Here is a 16,823-nt window from a genome sequence, read left to right as displayed (position 1 = left end):
CGGATCCGGTCCTGTGACTCCGGCGATACCCGCAGCTCAGGGGCCCACGACCCGGACGGCCCCGGGTTTGCACTCCACGGTCAGCGGCAGCGGTCCGAGCGGCTCGCCGTCCGCGTATCCCGTGATCCCCTCGGCGGCGAGCTCGACCCGCGCCGCCCGGTGCACGGTGACCTTGGGGTGGCCGACGTGCCCGCCCCGGTACACCGACGGGAACACCCGCAGCAGGGTCGTACGGCTGCAGTCCCCGACGACCGTGACGTCGAACAGCCCGTCGGTGACGTCGGCGCCGGGGCAGATCCGCAGGCCGCCGCCGTACGACGATCCGTTGCCGACCGCCACGAGGGTCGCCTCGATCTCCCGGACCGCTCCGTCGTCGAGGGTGATCCGGTACGGCAACGGCCGGAAGGCGGCCAGTTCGGCGAGGATCGCCAGGTCGTACTTGAAACGGCCGACGGGCCACCGCATCCGGTTGCCGCGGTCGTTGACGCGGGAGTCGAAGCCGGAGGCGAGGACCGTGCCGAACCAGTGGTCGCCGGCCCGGCCGAGGTCGATGTCCCGCACGCGGGCGCCCTTGAGCCCCTCGGCGATCACGCGGGCCGCGGCGGCCGGGTCGCGCACGGGCAGGCCGAGGGTGCGGGCGAAGTCGTTGCCGGTGCCGACGGCGACCAGGCCGAGCGGGGTGCGGGTGCCGGCGACGGCCTGCAGGGCGAGGTTCGCCATGCCGTCGCCGCCGACGGCGACGAGGGCGCCGGCGCCGTCCGCGACGGCGGCACGCGCGCGTGCGAGGGCGTCGACGGCGTTCTGCCCGATGACCGTACGCACGGAGAATCCGGCCGCCCGGAAAGCGGAAGCGGCCGGCTGCGCCGCGCGGGCGCCCCGGCCGCGGCCCGCGGTGGGGTTGACGAAGAGGGTGATCTCGCTGGTCACGCCAGTGACCCTACGAGGTGCTCGCCGATCTTCAGATCACGTCGTCATAACCGTTGCTTCAGGTGACGTCGTCGTATCCGTTGACCCGGTCCTTGCTCGCCTGCTCGGGCAGGGCGCGGCTCGCGCTGACGGTCTCGACCTCGCCGATGTCCTCGGGCGTGAGGTCCAGATCGGACGCCTCGTCGTCGGCGGGACCCATGGCCTCGCGGCGGCGCCTGCGCCGGTCGTTGACGAGAGAGACGAACACGGCGGCGAAGTACAGGATCCAGATGGGTCCGGCGAGCGCCATCATGGTCAGCGGGTCGGTGCTGGGCGTGGCGATCGCCGCGAACACCGTGATGCCCATGATCATCGCGCGCCACCAGCCGAGCATGCGCTTGCCGGTGATCGCGCCGGTGAAGTTGAGCATGACCAGCAGCAGCGGCAGCTCGAAGGAGAGGCCGAAGACGATGACCATGCGCGTGACGAGGTCGAGCAGGTCGTCGAGCGGCAGCAGGTTGTCCACTCCGAACGGGGTGAACTCGATCAGCACGTTCGCGGTGGTGGGCAGCACCTTGTACGCGAAGAAGGCGCCGCCGAGGAAGAGCGGGAAGCCGGTGCCGACGAACGCGTAGGCGTACTTCTTCTCGTGCTTGTGCAGACCGGGTGCGACGAAGGCCCACAGCTGGTACAGCCAGACCGGCGAGGCGAACACGATGCCGGCCATCAGGGACACCTTCAGCGCCAGCGTGAACGGCGCGAGCAGACCGTTGATCGTGATCTGCGCGCACGGCGGCTGGTTCTCGGCATTCTCGGCGGACGCCCGCGCCAGCTCCTCGAACGACTGCGAGCAACCGACCGAGTCGAGGATCGGCTCGGTGAAGAAGTTGATGATGTCGTTGTAGAAGAAGGCAGCGACGACCGTGACGAGGACGATCGCCAGCAAGGCCTTCGCGAGCCGGTTGCGGAGCTCACGAAGGTGCTCCGCGAGGGGCATCCGCCCCTCGGGATCCTTCTCCTGCTTGCGGGCAGACTTCAGCAACCCACGTTCCCATCTCGTGCGGCGGGCCGGAGGTCACCGGCCCTGCGTCAGCGCTTGGTCGTGTCCGTCGGCTCGGTGACCGGGCGGGAGCTGGACACGTCACCGGGTGCGGCCTGGATGATGCGCTGCGCCGGGGGCTGCTGCTCGTCGGTGTGGGGCGGGTCGGCCGGGGCGGAGGACTTGCCGTCGTCCTTCATCGCCTTCGCCTCGCTCTTGAGGATGCGCGCCGACTTGCCGAGCGAGCGGGCCATGTCCGGAAGCTTCTTCGCGCCGAACAGCAGGATGATGACGACGAGGATCAGAATGATCTCGGTGGGTCCGAGCCGTCCCATAAGTCTTTACCTTCTCACCGAGGCGGGCGGGTGGGTGGCTGTCCGACCGGTCGGACAGCTGTCCGAACGATCGTGCTGACAGCGATCGTAACGCTCAGGGGTGAACGCGAGGCAATCCCTGTGCGTACTCCCGGTCCACGGCCCGGGCCTCGTTTTCCGAACCGTGACCAGCAGGGTACCTGCCGGGTGGGGGAAGTTGACAGGGCGAAGCCGCCCAAAGCGCATCAGGCGCAGGACTCACAGGGCCGCACAACCCGCCTCACAGCGCGTCCGCGGACCGGGCCGTACTGACGGCGGCGCGCTCCAGATCCTCCGCGGCCCGGTTGATGCGCCGCGCGGAGTCCGACACCTGCCTGCCGAGGCGCTCCGCCTCCACGAACACCCGGACAGCGAGCACACCGAGAACGGCAATACCCAGGAAACCCACACCCACCGCGAACATCGGCCAGAACATGACGCGCAGCCTAGAGGGTGCTAGGCGGTGGAGTGCAGCCGCAGGGTGCTGACGCCGCCTCCGGTGAGCAGTTCGATGATGCGCTCGCCGGCCGGCTTGCGCACGGACGCGCCGCACTCGGGGCAGGTGAAGGAGTAGAAGGTGGTGCGGCTCGTGGCGCCGATGGCCAGGCGCAGGGCGCTCGCGGTGAGCTCGAAGCGGCCCCGGCAGTCCGAGCAGCCGGCTCTGAACACCACGGGAGTCACGCTTCTCATCCCCGCGAACGCGGACGCCACCGACATACCCCGCACCCCAGACGCCGCCGACTCACTCAAAGTCCCTGCTCCTGCCCGTCGTGTGCCCGTTCCCCTGCCTGCCCCGGATCCACGGCCCGCGCCTCGAGCCCGTCGTACGCCGCCAGGGCCTCGCGGGCCGCCTGCCGGGCGCTGTCGGCCAGCTCCCGCGGGGCGACGATCCGCCCGTCGCGCCCCAGGCGCAGCGCGAGGCGGCGCAGCGACGCCGGGTCGGGGGTGCGCAGGGTGATACGCAGCCCGCCGTCCGCAAGCTCATCCGCACTGTCGTGGGGGTAGTACTCGGCGACCCAGCGGCCGCCCGGGCCGACCTCGACCACGACCTCCGGGTCCTCGGCCGCGGGCTGCACCAACCCCTCGGACAGGTCCCGCAGCTCGATCTCGGGCGGCGCGGACGGCTCGTCCAGGACCCTGATCTCGGCGACGCGGTCGAGCCGGAAGGTGCGGCGCGCCTCGGACCGGTAGCACCAGCCCTCCACATAGGTGTGGCCGACGCTGACCAGGCGGATCGGGTCGACCTCGCGCTCGGTGACCTCGTCGCGGGCCGGCGAGTAGTAGCGGATCCACAGCCGGCGGCGCTCCGAGATCGCCCGGTCGACGTCCGCGAACACACCGCCCTCCGACTCGAAGGTCACCGACAGCCGGGAGCTGGCACCGGCCGCCTCACCGGCCGCCGCCTCCACCTTGGCGGTGGCGCGCAGCAGCGCCTGCCGGTCGCTCTCCCGCAGGCCGGGCAGGGTGGAGACCGCACGGGCGGCCACCAGCAGCGCGGTCGCCTCGTCGGCAGCCAGCCGCAGCGGCTCGGCCGCCTCCGCCCCGAGTGCGGCGGAGTTGTGCCACCAGATCCGCTCGCCGTCGGTGTCGATGTCGAGCAGGTCACCGCCGCGGAAGCTGGTGCCGCACATGGGCAGTACGTCGAGGTCGGAGACCAGCTCCTCCTCGGTGATGCCGAAGGCGCGGGCGACGTCCTCGACCCGGGCGCCGGGGCGCTCCTTCAGATACGTCACCAGGGAGAGCATCCGCCGGGTCTGGTCGATGGCGTTCGCGGGCCTGACCGGTTTGCCAGCCACTGTCTTCTTCCGCTCCCCCTCAGCCCTTGGCCACGGCACGCAGCCGGTCCACGACATCGGCCCGCAGCTCGGCGGGCTCCACGACCACCACGTCCGGCCCGAACTCCACCAGCCAGGCGTCCAGCCCGTGCCCGTACGGAATTTCCAACTCGTCCCAGCCGTCGCCGAGTTCCCGCACGGAGGTGGCCCTCGCCCGCAGCGGGTACCCCGCACCCGAGCGCAACCGGATCAGCGCGCTGCGGTCGGCGGTCTCCCCCGCCCAGCTCGCGACGGTCTCCCGGACGGTGACGACATCGGGCACCTCGGCGGTGAACCGGCCACTGCGGGTGCGCACCTTGCCGGTGATCCGGGACAGCCGGAAGACCCGCTCCGCACCGCGATCGCGGTCCCAGCCCGCCAGGTACCAGTGCCCGCGCCAGCACTCCAGCGCCCACGGCTCGACATGCCGGGCCTCGGGGCGGGCGGCGGTGGCCTTGCGGTACTCGAAGGCGACCGGGCGGCGGTCGCGGCAGGCCAGCATCAGCGGTTCGAACGCGGCCTCGTGCACGGGGATACGCGGCTCCAGCGCGCCATGAGCCTCATACGGGTCGACGTCCTCGGGGAGCCCGGCGGCACGCAGCTTCTGCAGGGCGCCGCTCGCCGCCCCCGCGAGCCTGGCCTGCTGCCAGACCTTGGCGGCGAGCCCGAGGGCCGCGGCCTCCTCGGCGTCGAGGGTGATGGGCGGCAGACGGTTGCTGTCCCGACGGGCCAGGTAGCCGACCTCGCCATCGAGGTTCTCCACCGTCTCGATGACCAGTCCGAGCTCGCGCAGATCGTCCTTGTCCCGCTCGAACATCCGGTTGAAGGAGTCGTCGCTGCCCGCTTCGAGATAGGCCTCGATGGACTCCCGAAGCTCGCGCTTGCTGAGCGGCCGCCGCGTCCCGAGCAGACACAGCGCCAGATTCATCAGCCGCTCGGCCTTGGCAATGGCCATCGACGCCCTTCCCTATGGTGCTTCTGCCGGATGACCGTACCGCTCCGGAGTGTCACGGCAAAAGCCGAGGGCCCATGCCCGAACAGGCATGGACCCCAGCTGATCACGTCCGATCAGACGGCGACCAGGTCGCAGACGAAGATCAGGGTCTCACCGGGGGCGATACGGCCGCCACCGGCACCGCGGTCACCGTACGCGAGGTGCGCCGGGATGGTCAGCTGGCGGCGGCCACCGACCTTCATGCCCTGCACGCCCTGGTCCCAGCCGGCGATGACCTGACCGACGCCGAGCTGGAACTGCAGCGGCGTGCCACGGTTCCAGGACGCGTCGAACTCCTCGCCGGTGGAGAAGGCCACGCCCACGTAGTGGACGGAGACGGTGTCGCCCGCCTTGGCCTGGGGCCCGTCGCCCTCCCAGATGTCCTTGATCTCGAGGTCCGCCGGGGGCTCGCCGCCCGGGAAGTCGATCTCGGGCTTCTCGATGCTCACGTCTCTAGCTCCTGCTGGTGTACGACAAGGCAACTCGGACAGTCTTGCATCCCACCGGCGAACACGCCTCGTCGGCCGCCGGTCGAGACCGGTCAAGGCCGGTCACGGCGGCCCGCCCGTCTCACATCTTGGCCAGGATGTCCACCGAGAAGACCAGCGTGGAGTCCTTCTTGATGCCGCTGCCCCTCGGCGGGTTGTCCCCGTACCCCAGGTCCGGCGGGATGACGATGAGGACGCGGCTGCCGACCTTCTTGCCGGTCAGGCCCTGCGCCCAGCCCTTGACGACCTGCTGGAGCGAGAACGAGGTCAGCGCCTTCCGGCCGTACGTCGAGTCGAACTCCTTGCCGCCGTCCCAGAACACGCCCCGGTACTGCACGAGCACACTGTCCTCGGCGCCCACCTCGGCACCGTCACCCTCGAGAACGTAGTTCGCCACGAGCTTCGTCGGCGGGTCGGCCTTGGCGATCTCGATGGAGGGCGCCTTGCCGTCCGTGTTCGTGCCGACCTTCGGCACGTCCACGTTGTCCTGCGCGACCGGGGCGCCCTTGGCGGAGCTCTTCGCACTGAACGTGGCCTGGATGTCGACGACGAAGACCAGCGTGTCGGTGCCCTTGATGCCCGCCTGCGAGTTGCCCTGCTCGCCGTAGCCCCAGGTGGGCGGCACGGACATCAGGACACGACTGCCGACCTTCTTGCCGGTCAGCCCATAGCGCCAGCCATCGATGATGCCGCCCTGCGCGAGCTGGATGACCAGCGGCGTCTTGCGGTCGTAGGAACTGTCGAACACCTTTGCGGTGTCCCAGATCTGGCCGAGGTAGTTGGCCTGGATGTAGTCGTTCTCCGCAACGGTCCGGCCACCCCCCGCGATGACCGTCTTCACCGCAAGGTTCTTGGACGGCTCACCGCTGCCCTTGGCCACCGTCGGCTTCTCGTCGAACTTCGTCCCCGCGGTGATGGCCGGCAACGGGCCGTCCACGATCTTCGGCGGCGGCGCAGCGGACGTCGCCGGGGCCGACGGCGACGCGGTGTCGGTGGCCTCGGCCGAGTCGGCCCCGCCGTCGTCGTCGCCACATCCGGCGAGCGTGACCAGTCCAGCGGGGACCGCGATGAGAAGTGAGCGTCGGCGCACGGTGGGGGCCTCGTAATCGGTCGATCTTGTTGATGGCGTGCGCGCAACTCTACGGTGTGAGAAGGGCGCCGTACTGGAAACGTACGGCGCCCGTGTTGCGTTCCGGCGTTCGGGCCGAAACGCGATGCTCACATACCGGCGATGAGCTTCTCCACCCGGTCGTCCACCGATCGGAACGGATCCTTGCACAACACCGTGCGCTGAGCCTGGTCGTTGAGCTTGAGATGGACCCAGTCGACGGTGAAGTCCCGGCGCTGCTCCTGCGCCCGCCGGATGAAGTCGCCGCGCAGCCGGGCCCGAGTGGTCTGCGGCGGAACCGACTTACCCTCGAAGATCTTCAAGTCGTTGCAGATCCGGGCCGCTTGGCCTTTCTTCTCCAGCAGGTAGTACAGACCACGACGCCGGTGGATGTCGTGGTAGGCGAGGTCTATCTGCGCGACCCGCGGGTGCGACATGGTCATGTTGTGCTTGGCCCGGTACCGCTCCAGAAGCTTGTACTTCATGACCCAGTCGATCTCGGTGTCGATCCGGTCCAGGTCCTCGGCCTCGATCGCGTCCAGCGTGCGACCCCACAGCTCCAGCACCTGCTCCACGGTGCCGGTGCGGATGCCGCGCCGCTCGCAGAAGTCCACGGCCTTCTCGTAGTACTCGCGCTGCACCTCCAGCGCCGAGGCCTCCCGACCGCTGGCCAGACGCACCTTGCGCCGGCCGGTGATGTCATGACTGACCTCGCGGATCGCCCGGATCGGGTTCTCCAGGGTCAGGTCCCGCATCACCGTGCCCGCCTCGATCATGCGCAGCACCAGATCGGTGGCGCCGACCTTGAGCAGCATGGTCGTCTCGGACATGTTCGAGTCACCGACGATGACATGCAGCCGCCGGTAGCGCTCCGCGTCCGCGTGCGGCTCGTCACGCGTGTTGATGATGGGCCGGGAACGGGTCGTCGCCGACGAGACGCCCTCCCAGATGTGCTCGGCACGCTGACTGACGCAGTACACGGCACCGCGCGGAGTCTGCAGCACCTTGCCCGCGCCGCACAGCAACTGCCTCGTGACCAGGAACGGAATCAGGATGTCCGCGAGCCGGGAGAACTCCCCGTGCCGGGCCACCAGATAGTTCTCATGGCATCCGTAGGAGTTGCCGGCCGAGTCCGTGTTGTTCTTGAAAAGGTAGACGTCGCCCGCGATTCCCTCCTCGTGCAGGCGTCGTTCGGCGTCCACCAGGAGTCCTTCGAGAATGCGCTCGCCGGCCTTGTCGTGGGTGACCAGTTCGATCACGTTGTCACATTCGGGTGTCGCGTATTCCGGATGCGAGCCCACGTCGAGATAGAGGCGGGCACCGTTCCGCAGAAAGACATTGCTGCTGCGGCCCCATGACACGACACGGCGGAAGAGGTACCGCGCCACCTCGTCAGGAGACAGACGGCGCTGTCCCCTGAACGTGCACGTGACGCCGTACTCGTTCTCCAGCCCGAAAATGCGGCGGTCCATGACTGAACATTACGCCCGATCCCCTGAACTGAAACGGGGTTCGGCAGCACGATTTGGATCATTTTCCGACGCGGCCGCAACGACCGCCGCCCTGGCGGGAGCTGCGAGTACCCGCCCCGTGGCCAGCAGAACCAGCAGAGACACGGCCCCGGCTGCACCCGGCACGGCAAAGCCCCACAGCGCCCCGCCCCACTCGACCACCGGCCCCGCCAGCCCGGTTCCGACCGACGCGCCCACCGTGAAAGTCGTCACAAGCCAGGAGAACGCCTCGGTGACAGTGCCGCTCGGCGCATGCCGGTCGACGATGACGAACGCGCAGGCGATGGCAGGCGCGAGAAACACACCGGCGAGCGCCGTCAGCGCCGTCATGGCGACAGGACCCGGCATCAGCATCAGCGGCAGATAACACACCGCCAGAAGGCCGACCAGCAGCCTCAGTCGCCGCTCCGGAGCACCCGCCCACCCGCGCGCCCCGTACACGGCACCGCCGACCAGCGCACCGAGCCCCAGGGCCGCCATCAGCCAGCCGTACACCGCATCGCCTCCATGGTCGTCCGCATACGACACGGCGGCAACCGTGATGGAACCGAGCGCCACGCCCACGAAAAGGAACGCAGCCAGCAGTACCAGCAACCCCGGTGAACGCAGCGCACCGAGCCAGTGCGCCTCACGCGGCGCCGAGCGCCACGCGCGCGAGGGCGGCGACACGACCACGGAGAGCGCACCGAGCACCCCGACGACGTTCAGCACAAGCAGCGCGGCCTGCGCCGACCACAGCGCTGTGCACAGAGTCACCAGCAGCGGGCCGATCGTGAACATCACTTCCTGCGCCACCGCGTCCATGGCGTACGCGGTGTGCACCTGGTCCTCCCTGCGCAGCACAGAGGACCACAGCGCGCGCAGACCGCCCTCCAGGGGCGGGGTGAACAGCCCGGCGCCCGCAACGGCGACGTAGGAGAGCGGCAGTGCCTCGGTGCCGCTGAAGGCGAACACGGCCATCGCGAGGGCGGACGCGAGCGCCGCGGGCAGCTGGACGCGCGGCTGCCCGTGCAGGTCCACCAGCCGGCCGAGCAGAGGCTGACCCACCGCGTTGGCGACGCCGTAAACCGCTGCCAGCGCCCCGGCAAGGCTGTACGAGCCGCCCTCCGCGCGAATGAACAGCACGATCGCGATCGCGGCGGTGGCATTGGGCAGCCGCCCCACCAGCGTGCCGACCAGCAGCCGGGCGGCGTGCCTCGCCCTGAGGATCTCCAGGTATCCCGTGGCCATGTCCCCGCCCTTCCGGCCCAAGTTTTACGTATAACGTCCTCCGTCATACGTACCATGAGCGCTGTCCACACGTCCAGGACGAGCCCGGACCAAGCCCCGACGAAGGAGCAGGCACAGGTGGCACGAGCCGGCACCCGCCCCACCAGCCGGGACGTCGCCCAGGCCGCCGGCGTCTCCCAGGCCGCCGTCTCCCTGGTCCTGGGCGACAAATGGCGCGGCCGCGTCTCGGAAGCAACCGCACAGCGCGTACGCGAAGCCGCCCGCGAACTCGGCTACCGGCCCAACCTCGCCGCCCGCAACCTACGCCTCGGCCACACCCGCACCGTCCTCCTCGTGGTCCCCGCCCTCACCACCGAGTTCTTCGCCGGCGTCTACACCGGCGCCGCCCGCGTCGCCGCCGAACACGGCTTCGGCGTCGTCCTCTACCCCTCCCCCGAAGGCATCGGCCCCGCCAGAGACCCCTTCGCATCCGCACAGGCCGCCCTCGACGGCGTCATCGCCTCCTCCATGGCCGCAGACGCCCTCACCGCCATCCGCGGCGACCAGCTCCCCCTCGTCATGCTCGACAGCGACCCCGAAGGCAGCCTGGGCGCGGCAACCGTCAACCTCGACATCACCGACGGCGTACGCCAGGTCACCGACCACCTGCTCGGCCTCGGCCACCGCACCTTCCTCCACCTGGCAGCCGACGTGCCCTCCTGGACCTTCGAGGTGCGCGCCCGCGAACTCGCCGCCCGCACCGCCGCCGTTCCGGGCACGACCGTGCACACGGCCCGCGCCCCCATCTCCATCCAGGGCGCCCTGACCGCCGCCGAGACCGCCCTCAGGCGCCACCCCGCGACCGCGGTCGTCTGCGACGACGACAAACTGGCGGCCGGCGCCTACAAAGCGATCCGACGCCTCGGCCTGCGCATCCCCGACGACATCTCCGTCACCGGCCTCGACGACCTGGCCCTGGCCACCGCCATCGACCCCGAGCTGACCACCGTCCGCCTGGACGCCGAGCTGTTCGGCGAACGGGGCATGCAGGCCCTGCTGGCGGTCCTGGAGGGCCGCGAGCCCACCGAGGGAGACATTCCCGTCCAGCTGGTCGTACGGGGCTCCACGGCGCCACCACCGGCCGCCTGACACGCGTGTGGGCCCCGGCCGACAACGGCCAGGGCCCACACGAAGCCGGGTGCGGCGTTACTCGTCCTCGGACTCCTCGGCATCCGCCGCCGACGCCGCGCCGTCCGCCTCCAGCAGCCGGGCGAGCTGCCGACCGGTGATCCGCCGGAACTTCCGCTTCTGCGGACGCGTACGGTCCAGCACCGCCACCTCCAGCCGCTCGGCCGGAATCTCCCGCTGAGTGCCGTTGGTGTCACGGGACAGAGCCTGCACGGCCAGCTTGAGCGCCTCGGCCAGCGTCATACCGTCCTGGTGACGCTGGTCCAGATAGCTGCTGATCTGCTCGGCGTTGCCGCCGACCGCGACCGAGCCATGCTCGTCCACGATCGAGCCGTCGTGCGGCAGCCGGTAGATCTGGTCACCCTCCGGCGTCTCACCGACCTCGGCGACAACCAGCTCCACCTCATACGGCTTCTCGGCCGCACTGGAGAAGATCGTGCCCAGCGTCTGCGCATACACGTTGGCCAGACCCCGAGCAGTCACATCGTCACGGTCATAGGTGTAACCCCGCAGGTCGGCGTAGCGCACACCGCCGATCCGCAGATTCTCGTACTCGTTGTACTTGCCGGCCGCGGCAAAGCCGATCCGGTCATAGATCTCGCTGAACTTGTGCAACGCACGGGACGGATTCTCGCCGACGAACACAATGCCGTCGGAGTACTGCAGCACGACCAGGCTGCGGCCCCGGGCGATGCCCTTACGGGCGTACTCCGCCCGGTCGGCCATGGCCTGCTGAGGTGACACATAGAACGGCGTCGACACCGGTTATCCGTCCCTTTCTGTGGAAGTCACTCGATCACCCTGAACAAGATCGGCCGACGACTACAGCAGCGCGGCCCGCGGACCGTCCGGCTGCTCCAGCCGCCGCTCCAGCACCGAACGGGCGATCTGAGAAGCCTCGTCCTCGGTGAGCCGGCGGAAACCGTCCTCAGTGATCACGGTGACAATCGGGTAGATCCGGCGGGCGACATCGGGACCACCGGTCGCCGAGTCGTCGTCTGCCGCGTCGTACAGGGCCTGCACCACCAGGGTCGTGGCCTCGCCCTCGGTCAGGTCGTCACGGAAGAGCTTCTTCATGGCGCCGCGCGCAAAGATCGAACCGGAGCCGGTTGCCGCGAAGCCCGTCTCCTCGGAGCGGCCGCCCGTCACGTCGTAGGAGAAGATCCGCCCCTTCTCCCGGTCGAGGTCATAACCGGCGAAGAGCGGCACCACTGCCAGCCCCTGCATCGCCATGCCCAGGTTGGACCGAATCATGGTCGACAGCCGGTTCGCCTTGCCCTCCAGCGACAGCTGGGCGCCCTCGACCTTCTCGAAGTGCTCCAGCTCCAACTGGAACAGCTTGACCATCTCGACGGCGAGACCGGCGGTGCCGGCAATGCCGACCGCCGAGTACTCGTCGGCGGGGAACACCTTCTCGATGTCCCGCTGCGCGATGACGTTGCCCATGGTGGCCCGACGGTCACCGGCGAGCACGACACCGCCCGGGAACGTGACGGCGACGATGGTCGTGCCGTGCGGCGCCTCGATCACGCCCTTGGTGGGCGGCAGTTGCCGGTTGCCGGGCAGCAGCTCCGGCTGGTGCTCGGACAGGAAGTCCATGAACGAGGAGGACCCAGGCGTCAGGAAGGCAGCTGGTAGACGCCCGGTGCTACGAGTGTTGGCTTCCACGCGATTCCTTCCACGTATGCAGCAGCCCGCCTTATGGCATCGGGCCGATCCTTGAACTGCCCCAGTGCAGCGTTGCAGCTGAAGCACAGTACGCCACGGACCCTACCCGTCTTGTGGCAGTGATCCACATGCTCGGGCACAGCCGCCAAACATATGCAACAGACGCCCCCTTGGGAGGCGACCAACTCGTCGCGCTCGGCCTCAGTGATTCCGTACTGCCGCTTCAGATGGTCCTGCCGCCCCCGGATGGCCCGGCACGCTTTGCACCGTGTCGACAGACCATCGGATGCGGTGGCGTTGCGATGCCACTCGCTGTGCGGCTTGACCTCACCGCACATCCGGCAGAGCTTGTGTCCGGCCGGAACGTCCACCTTCACCCATACCGGCTTACCCATGGCTTCCCGGCGGCGCCGGTAGCGCGCGGCGCTGTACTCCGCCACGCACTCCCGGCACCGCACCTGAAGGCCATCGCGCCGGTTCTTGTCCCGTGCGAATGCCTCAGGAGGCAAGTCCCGCTTGCAGCCCGTGCATTGTTTCGCCTTCGGATCCCCAGCCACCCTCATCCCCCGCGACCTTCGATTCGAAGGCAAAAGCGGCCCGAATCCCTTTACTGGCCACCTTTTTGCACGAATGAGCGCACGAAATCCTCGGCGTTTTCCTCGAGTACGTCATCGATTTCGTCCAGGACGGAGTCCACGTCGTCGCTCAGCTTCTCCTGCCGCTCCTTGAGGTCCTCCGCAGCCTGCGCCTCCGCAGCCTGCTCCTCGACCTCCTCAGTAGAGCGCGTGGCCTTCTGCTGTCCGCCGCCGGTGTCCTTGGTCGCCATATCCCTCACCCCGCTCGGTTCGCCCGACATGGTCGGCAGGTCGGCTTTCCTGCCGATCGGTCATGATCAGACCCTACAAGCCGGGTCTGACAATGTCCCCGCAGTTCCTACAACGTACGGGGACCATCTCGATGATTCCCTGGGGCCGGGATTTCCACCCTGTGTGCCCGGCCCCGTCCGAGGACCCGCTCACCCGCCGGACAGGACCCTGACCAGGTCTTCTGCGGTGCGGCAGCGGTCCAGGAGCTCCTTGACGTGATTACGCGTTCCGCGAAGCGGTTCCAGGGTTGGAACGCGCTGGAGCGAGTCCCGTCCCGGCAGGTCGAAGATCACCGAGTCCCAGGAGGCCGCGGCGACGTCGTCGGCGTACTGCTCCAGGCAGCGGCCGCGGAAGTACGCGCGGGTGTCCTCCGGCGGCTTCACCATCGCCCGCTCGACGCCCGCGTCGTCCAGGAGGCGCTTCATGCGGCCGCGGGCGACGAGACGGTTGTAGAGGCCCTTCTCGGGGCGTACGTCGGCGTACTGGAGGTCGACGAGGTGCAGCCGGGCGGCGTCCCAGTCGAGGTTGTCGCGGCGCCGGTAGCCCTCCATGAGTTCTCGCTTGGCGACCCAGTCGAGTTCGCCGGCGAGGCTCATGGGATCGCGTTCCAGGCGGTTGAGGGTGTCTTCCCAGCGGGTCAGGATGTCTTTGGTCTGGTCGTCGGCGTCGGCTCCGAAGCGCTCTTCCACGTACTTGCGGGACAGCTCGTAGTACTCCATCTGCAGTTGGACCGCGGTGAGTGTGCGGCCGCTGCGGAGGGTGATCAGGCGCTGGAGTGTCGGGTCGTGGGAGACCTGGTGGAGGGTGCGTACGGGCTGGTCGACGGCGAGGTCGACGGCGATGAAGCCGTCCTCGATCATGGACAGCACCAGCGACGTCGTGCCGAGCTTGAGGTAGGTCGAGATCTCGGAGAGGTTCGCGTCGCCGATGATCACGTGGAGGCGGCGGTATTTCTCCGCATCGGCGTGCGGCTCGTCGCGTGTGTTGATGATGGGGCGCTTGAGGGTGGTCTCCAGGCCCACCTCGACCTCGAAGTAGTCCGCGCGCTGGCTCAGCTGGAAGCCGTGTTCGTGGCCGTCCTGGCCGATGCCGACGCGGCCTGCTCCGGCGAAGACCTGGCGGGAGACGAAGAAGGGCGTGAGGTGGCGCACGATGTCCGAGAAGGGGGTTTCCCGCTTCATCAGGTAGTTCTCGTGTGTGCCGTAGGAGGCGCCCTTGTTGTCGGTGTTGTTCTTGTAGAGGTGGATGGGCTGGGCGCCGGGCAGCTGTGCTGCGCGTTCGGCGGCTTCGGCCATGATCCGTTCGCCGGCCTTGTCCCAGAGAACGGCGTCGCGGGGGTTGGTGACCTCGGGGGCGCTGTATTCGGGGTGGGCATGGTCGACGTAGAGCCGGGCGCCGTTGGTGAGGATGACGTTGGCCAGGCCGATGTCCTCGTCGGTGAGCTGGCTGGCGTCGGCGGCCTCGCGGGCGAGGTCGAAGCCTCGGGCGTCCCGCAGGGGGTTCTCCTCCTCGAAGTCCCAGCGGGCCCGGCGGGCCCGGTGCATCGCCGCCGCGTAGGCGTTGACGATCTGGGATGAGGTGAGCATGGCATTGGCGTTGGGGTGGCCGGGGACGGAGATCCCGTACTCCGTCTCGATGCCCATTACTCGCCGTACGGTCATGCGGCCCTCCTTGCCCGGCGGCTCCCTCGGTCGTGGGCGCCGCTCAGATACCGCTGGCGCTGGGTTGCGTGTGCGGTGCCCGTCCCCGCACTGCGCGACTCGGCGGTACCGACGAGCCTAGAACGCCTCCGCGCCGGTGGGGAGATCATTTGCGTCATTAGCCTTGCTCCAGCCGTGGCCCGGAAAGCAGTCGGCTGCGGGTACCCGGAGAGGGGACCCGCAGCCGCCCTGTCTTTTACAGGTACTGTCCGGTGTTGGCCACCGTGTCGATGGAGCGTCCGGTGTCCGCGCCCTGCTTTCCGGTGATGAGGGTGCGGATGTAGACGATCCGTTCGCCCTTCTTTCCGGAGATGCGGGCCCAGTCGTCCGGGTTGGTGGTGTTGGGCAGGTCCTCGTTCTCCTTGAACTCGTCCACGCAGGCCTGGAGGAGATGGGAGACGCGCAGGCCCTTCTGGTTGTGTTCGAGGAAGTCCTTGATCGCCATTTTCTTGGCGCGGCCCACGATGTTTTCGATCATGGCGCCGGAGTTGAAGTCCTTGAAGTAGAGGACTTCCTTGTCGCCGTTGGCGTAGGTGACTTCCAGGAAGCGGTTTTCCTCGGTTTCGGCGTACATGTGTTCCACGGCCGTCTGGATCATGGCCTGGACGCATGCGTCCTTGTCGCCACCGTGTTCCCCGAGATCCTCGGAGTGAAGCGGGAGGCGCTCGGTGAGGTACTTGCCGAAGATGTCCTTGGCCGCCTCGGCGTCCGGGCGCTCGATCTTGATCTTCACGTCGAGTCGGCCGGGGCGCAGGATGGCCGGGTCGATCATGTCCTCGCGGTTGGAGGCGCCGATCACGACCACGTTCTGCAGGCCTTCCACGCCGTCGATCTCGGCGAGCAGCTGCGGGACGATGGTGTTCTCCACGTCGGAGCTGACGCCGGAGCCGCGGGTGCGGAAGAGGGATTCCATCTCGTCGAAGAAGACGATCACGGGGGTGCCCTCGCTGGCCTTTTCACGGGCGCGCTGGAAGACGAGGCGGATCTGGCGCTCGGTCTCGCCGACGTACTTGTTCAGGAGCTCGGGGCCCTTGATGTTGAGGAAGAAGCTCTTGCCGGCGGCCTGGCCGGTGACCTCGGCGACCTTCTTGGCCAGCGAGTTGGCGACGGCCTTGGCGATGAGTGTCTTGCCGCATCCGGGGGGTCCGTAGAGCAGGACGCCCTTGGGTGGGCGCAGTTCGTGCTCCTTGAACAGGTCCGGGTAGAGGTACGGGAGCTCGACCGCGTCGCGGATGGCTTCGATCTGGTTGCCGAGGCCGCCGATCTGGTCGTAGCCGATGTCGGGGACTTCTTCGAGGACGAGTTCTTCGACCTCGCTCTTGGGGACGACCTCGTAGACGTAGCCGGAGCGGGGTTCGAGCAGCAGGGCGTCGCCGGCGCGGATGGTGACGTCCAGCAGCGGCTCGGCGAGCCGTACCACCCGTTCCTCGTCGGTGTGCCCGAGCACCAGGGCGCGTTCGCCGTCCTCGAGGATCTCCTTGAGGGTGACGATGTCCCCGACGCGCTCGAACTCCATGGCGTCGACCACATTGAGCGCTTCGTTGAGCATTACTTCCTGGCCACGCCGCAGGTCGTCGAGTTCGACGCTGGGGCTGACGTTCACGCGGAGTTTGCGGCCGCCGGTGAAGATGTCGGCGGTGCCGTCCTCGTTCGCCTGCAGGAAGACTCCGAAGCCGGCCGGTGGCTGTGCGAGCCGGTCGACTTCTTCCTTGAGGGCCACGATCTGGTCGCGGGCCTCACGGAGCGTGTTGGCGAGTCGCTCGTTCTGTGCGGACACGCCGGCCAGGTTGGTCTGCAGCTCGACGATCCGCTCTTCGAGAATTCTCGTGTGTCGCGGAGAGTCGGCGAGCTTGCGTCGCAGGACGGCGATCTCCTGCTCAAGGTAGGCAATCTGCCCGGCCGGGTCTTCGGACCCGCGTCCCGGGCGGATGCCGCGGTTCATGTCGTCGTCGTGGGCTGCCACGGTCCTCACCTCCTCC

At 68.7% G+C, this 16,823-nt stretch carries 18 protein-coding genes; 1 reads left to right on the top strand and 17 read right to left on the bottom strand.

Features of this window, described 5'->3' with window-relative positions; translation table 11 throughout:
• Window positions 1-36: 36 nt before the first annotated feature.
• From ACKTSN_RS37085 to ACKTSN_RS37035, 11 genes are all read right to left on the bottom strand, one after another.
• Window positions 37-927, bottom strand: coding sequence for a diacylglycerol kinase (locus ACKTSN_RS37085; RefSeq protein WP_409473095.1), 891 nt, complete (start codon window positions 925-927; stop codon window positions 37-39).
• A gap of 58 nt (window positions 928-985) precedes the next feature.
• Window positions 986-1,948: a twin-arginine translocase subunit TatC gene (gene tatC / locus ACKTSN_RS37080; protein WP_409473094.1), complete on the bottom strand. Its 963-nt coding sequence runs from the start codon at window positions 1,946-1,948 to the stop codon at window positions 986-988.
• A gap of 47 nt (window positions 1,949-1,995) precedes the next feature.
• Window positions 1,996-2,280: a Sec-independent protein translocase subunit TatA gene (gene tatA, locus ACKTSN_RS37075; RefSeq protein ID WP_409473093.1), complete on the bottom strand. Its 285-nt coding sequence runs from the start codon at window positions 2,278-2,280 to the stop codon at window positions 1,996-1,998.
• Between the two features lie 259 nt (window positions 2,281-2,539).
• Window positions 2,540-2,734 carry a hypothetical protein gene (locus ACKTSN_RS37070; RefSeq protein ID WP_224736491.1) on the bottom strand — a complete coding sequence of 65 codons (195 nt, stop codon included), beginning with the start codon at window positions 2,732-2,734 and terminating at the stop codon, window positions 2,540-2,542.
• 20 nt (window positions 2,735-2,754) lie between these two features.
• Window positions 2,755-3,048 (bottom strand): hypothetical protein, encoded by a 294-nt coding sequence (locus tag ACKTSN_RS37065; RefSeq protein WP_409473092.1) that lies wholly within the window; start codon window positions 3,046-3,048, stop codon window positions 2,755-2,757.
• Entirely contained in the window at window positions 3,045-4,094 is a 1,050-nt protein-coding gene (locus ACKTSN_RS37060; RefSeq protein WP_409473091.1) for a helix-turn-helix transcriptional regulator, read from the bottom strand. The genes ACKTSN_RS37065 and ACKTSN_RS37060 overlap by 4 nt, the downstream gene beginning before the upstream one ends.
• A gap of 19 nt (window positions 4,095-4,113) precedes the next feature.
• The gene (locus tag ACKTSN_RS37055) at window positions 4,114-5,067 is read right to left on the bottom strand and encodes a helix-turn-helix transcriptional regulator (protein WP_224736494.1); all 954 of its coding nucleotides are present in this window, start codon (window positions 5,065-5,067) and stop codon (window positions 4,114-4,116) included.
• Between the two features lie 113 nt (window positions 5,068-5,180).
• The gene (locus ACKTSN_RS37050; protein WP_129796958.1) at window positions 5,181-5,555 is read right to left on the bottom strand and encodes an FKBP-type peptidyl-prolyl cis-trans isomerase; all 375 of its coding nucleotides are present in this window, start codon (window positions 5,553-5,555) and stop codon (window positions 5,181-5,183) included.
• Between the two features lie 121 nt (window positions 5,556-5,676).
• Window positions 5,677-6,684 carry an FKBP-type peptidyl-prolyl cis-trans isomerase gene (locus ACKTSN_RS37045; RefSeq protein WP_409473090.1) on the bottom strand — a complete coding sequence of 336 codons (1,008 nt, stop codon included), beginning with the start codon at window positions 6,682-6,684 and terminating at the stop codon, window positions 5,677-5,679.
• A gap of 128 nt (window positions 6,685-6,812) precedes the next feature.
• Window positions 6,813-8,174 (bottom strand): Pup--protein ligase, encoded by a 1,362-nt coding sequence (gene pafA, locus ACKTSN_RS37040; RefSeq protein ID WP_129796960.1) that lies wholly within the window; start codon window positions 8,172-8,174, stop codon window positions 6,813-6,815.
• A gap of 9 nt (window positions 8,175-8,183) precedes the next feature.
• Complete coding sequence (locus ACKTSN_RS37035; RefSeq protein WP_409473089.1) at window positions 8,184-9,443, bottom strand: MFS transporter; 1,260 nt, start codon at window positions 9,441-9,443, stop codon at window positions 8,184-8,186.
• A 117-nt stretch (window positions 9,444-9,560) separates the two neighbouring features.
• Here ACKTSN_RS37035 and ACKTSN_RS37030 point away from each other — a divergent pair, with 117 nt between their 5' ends.
• Window positions 9,561-10,571: a LacI family DNA-binding transcriptional regulator gene (locus ACKTSN_RS37030; protein WP_409473088.1), complete on the top strand. Its 1,011-nt coding sequence runs from the start codon at window positions 9,561-9,563 to the stop codon at window positions 10,569-10,571.
• Window positions 10,572-10,628: 57 nt separating this feature from the next.
• Here the strand turns inward: ACKTSN_RS37030 and prcA are convergent, their stop codons facing one another.
• The 6 genes from prcA to arc form a co-directional block, all read right to left on the bottom strand.
• A complete protein-coding gene (gene prcA / locus ACKTSN_RS37025) occupies window positions 10,629-11,372 on the bottom strand; it encodes a proteasome subunit alpha (RefSeq protein WP_129796963.1) in 744 nt (247 codons plus the stop codon).
• Window positions 11,373-11,432: 60 nt separating this feature from the next.
• Window positions 11,433-12,278: a proteasome subunit beta gene (prcB, locus tag ACKTSN_RS37020; protein WP_409473087.1), complete on the bottom strand. Its 846-nt coding sequence runs from the start codon at window positions 12,276-12,278 to the stop codon at window positions 11,433-11,435.
• Window positions 12,230-12,841: an endonuclease VII domain-containing protein gene (locus ACKTSN_RS37015; protein WP_409473086.1), complete on the bottom strand. Its 612-nt coding sequence runs from the start codon at window positions 12,839-12,841 to the stop codon at window positions 12,230-12,232. The genes prcB and ACKTSN_RS37015 overlap by 49 nt, the downstream gene beginning before the upstream one ends.
• A gap of 44 nt (window positions 12,842-12,885) precedes the next feature.
• Window positions 12,886-13,104 (bottom strand): ubiquitin-like protein Pup, encoded by a 219-nt coding sequence (locus tag ACKTSN_RS37010; protein WP_385261741.1) that lies wholly within the window; start codon window positions 13,102-13,104, stop codon window positions 12,886-12,888.
• 189 nt (window positions 13,105-13,293) lie between these two features.
• Window positions 13,294-14,805, bottom strand: coding sequence for a depupylase/deamidase Dop (gene dop / locus ACKTSN_RS37005; RefSeq protein WP_374328962.1), 1,512 nt, complete (start codon window positions 14,803-14,805; stop codon window positions 13,294-13,296).
• Window positions 14,806-15,040: 235 nt separating this feature from the next.
• The gene (gene arc, locus ACKTSN_RS37000; protein ID WP_385514515.1) at window positions 15,041-16,807 is read right to left on the bottom strand and encodes a proteasome ATPase; all 1,767 of its coding nucleotides are present in this window, start codon (window positions 16,805-16,807) and stop codon (window positions 15,041-15,043) included.
• Window positions 16,808-16,823: the final 16 nt, after the last annotated feature.

The sequence above is a fragment of the Streptomyces flavusporus genome (assembly GCF_046267975.1).
Classification (GTDB): Bacteria; Actinomycetota; Actinomycetes; order Streptomycetales; family Streptomycetaceae; genus Streptomyces; species Streptomyces flavusporus.
This window is presented reverse-complemented; position numbering and strand designations above follow the sequence as displayed.